This window comes from Ruoffia sp. FAM 26254, from assembly GCF_045528545.1.
GTDB lineage: Bacteria > Bacillota > Bacilli > Lactobacillales > Aerococcaceae > Ruoffia > Ruoffia halotolerans.
Window position 1 is genome coordinate 1 of record NZ_JBGQQY010000081.1, and the last position, 2,808, is coordinate 2,808.

Below are 2,808 nucleotides of genomic sequence, written 5' to 3' on the forward strand. Positions count from 1 at the left end.
CTTAGATCACTCAAAACTGAATATCAACCTTATATTTTCTTACCTGCTAAACCTGAATTGGTTCGTGGTTAAGTCCTCGACCGATTAGTACTCGTCCGCTCCGTACATTACTGCACTTCCACTTCGAGCCTATCTACCTGATCGTCTTTCAGGGGTCTTACTCACTTGCGTGATGGGAAATCTTATCTTGAAGCTGGCTTCGCGCTTAGATGCTTTCAGCGCTTATCCATCCCGCACATAGCTACCCAGCGATGCTCCTGGCGGAACAACTGGTACACCAGCGGTGCGTCCATCCCGGTCCTCTCGTACTAAGGATAGCTCTTCTCAAATTTCCTGCGCCCGCGACGGATAGGGACCGAACTGTCTCACGACGTTCTGAACCCAGCTCGCGTACCGCTTTAATGGGCGAACAGCCCAACCCTTGGGACCGACTTCAGCCCCAGGATGCGATGAGCCGACATCGAGGTGCCAAACCTCCCCGTCGATGTGAACTCTTGGGGGAGATAAGCCTGTTATCCCCAGGGTAGCTTTTATCCGTTGAGCGATGGCCCTTCCATGCGGTACCACCGGATCACTAAGCCCGACTTTCGTCCCTGCTCGACTTGTAGGTCTCGCAGTCAAGCTCCCTTATGCCTTTGCACTCTGCGAATGATTTCCAACCATTCTGAGGGAACCTTTGGGCGCCTCCGTTACTTTTTAGGAGGCGACCGCCCCAGTCAAACTGCCCACCTGACACTGTCTCCCGTAGTCTATACGCGGGTTAGAGTGGTCATTCATCAAGGGTAGTATCCCACCAACGCCTCAAGCTAGACTGACGTCCAACTGTCAAAGGCTCCTACCTATCCTGTACATGATCAACAAACACTCAATATCAAGTTGCAGTGAAGCTCCATGGGGTCTTTCCGTCCTGTCGCGGGTAACCGGCATCTTCACCGGTACTATAATTTCACCGAGTCTCTCGTTGAGACAGTGCCCAAATCATTACGCCTTTCGTGCGGGTCGGAACTTACCCGACAAGGAATTTCGCTACCTTAGGACCGTTATAGTTACGGCCGCCGTTTACTGGGGCTTCAATTCGTACCTTCGCTTGCGCTAAGCACTCCTCTTAACCTTCCAGCACCGGGCAGGCGTCAGCCCTTATACGTCACCTTTCGGTTTTGCAAAGACCTGTGTTTTTGATAAACAGTTGCTTGGGCCTATTCACTGCGGCTGATGTTTCCATCAGCACCCCTTCTCCCGAAGTTACGGGGTCATTTTGCCGAGTTCCTTAACGAGAGTTCTCTCGCTCACCTTAGTGTTCTCCACTCGACTACCTGTGTCGGTTTGCGGTACGGGTTGATATACATTCGCTAGAAGCTTTTCTCGACAGTTTGATTACTCACCTTCGCTACTTAATTCGCTCCCGGTCACGACTCGTTTACTCGGATGTAAGCATTTGACTCACATCCAAACTTATCGCTTCGACACCCTATTCCATCAGGGTGCGTGAGGTCACCTCCTGTGTCCCTCCATCACTCAAACATGTATCTCAAGTACAGGAATCTCTACCTGTTGTCCATCGCCTATACCTATCGGCTTCAGCTTAGGTCCCGACTAACCCTGGGCGGACGAGCCTTCCCCAGGAAACCTTAGTCATTCGGTGGACGGGATTCTCACCCGTCTTGCGCTACTCATACCGGCATTCTCACTTCTATACGCTCCACAGCTCCTTACGGTACTGCTTCGCCGCCTATAGAACGCTCTCCTACCACTCAACCTATTGGTTGAATCCACAGCTTCGGTGTTCAGTTTAGCCCCGGTACATTTTCGGCGCAGGGTCACTCGACTAGTGAGCTATTACGCACTCTTTCAAGGATGGCTGCTTCTGAGCCAACCTCCTAGTTGTCTGTGCAACCCCACATCCTTTTCCACTTAACTGATACTTTGGGACCTTAGCTGGTGGTCTGGGCTGTTTCCCTTTCGACTACGGATCTTATCACTCGCAGTCTGACTCCCAGAGATGAGCAGATGGCATTCGGAGTTTATCTGGATTCAGTAAGACGTATGTCCCCCTAGTCCAAACAGTGCTCTACCTCCAACGCTCTCACTCTGAGGCTATACCTAAATATATTTCGGAGAGAACCAGCTATCTCCAAGTTCGATTGGAATTTCTCCGCTACCCACATGTCATCCAAACATTTTTCAACATGTCCTGGTTCGGTCCTCCAGTGCGTCTTACCGCACCTTCAACCTGCACATGGGTAGGTCACTTGGTTTCGGGTCGACGACATCTGACTCACGCCCTATTCAGACTCGCTTTCGCTACGGCTCCGCTTCTTCAGCTTAACCTTGCCAACTATCGTCACTCGCCGGTCCATTCTACAAAAGGTACGCCATCACCCATTAACGGGCTCTGACTACTTGTAAGCACACGGTTTCAGGTACTCTTTCACTCCCCTCCCGGGGTGCTTTTCACCTTTCCCTCACGGTACTTGTTCACTATCGGTCACTAGGGAGTATTTAGCCTTACCAGATGGTCCTGGCAGATTCCGACGGAATTTCTCGTGTTCCGCCGTACTCAGGATACTCTTAGGTATATAACGTGTTTCGTCTACGGGGCTCTCACCCTTTACAGCTGGCCTTCCCATGCCATTCGACTACACCTTATAAGTCCACTTTAGAGTCCTACAACCCCGACGTGCATGCACGTCGGTTTGGGCTCTTCCCGTTTCGCTCGCCGCTACTCAGGGAATCGATTTTTCTTTCTCTTCCTGCAGGTACTTAGATGTTTCAGTTCTCTGCGTCTACCTCACTTGCGTGTAACAGCCA

1 rRNA gene (only partly in view) is annotated in these 2,808 nt (G+C 51.2%); it reads right to left on the minus strand.

The features are described 5' to 3' along the window. Nucleotides 1–64 precede the first annotated feature (64 nt). Nucleotides 65–2,808, minus strand: a 23S ribosomal RNA gene (locus ACEN3Z_RS11580) (it continues 237 nt past the right edge of the window).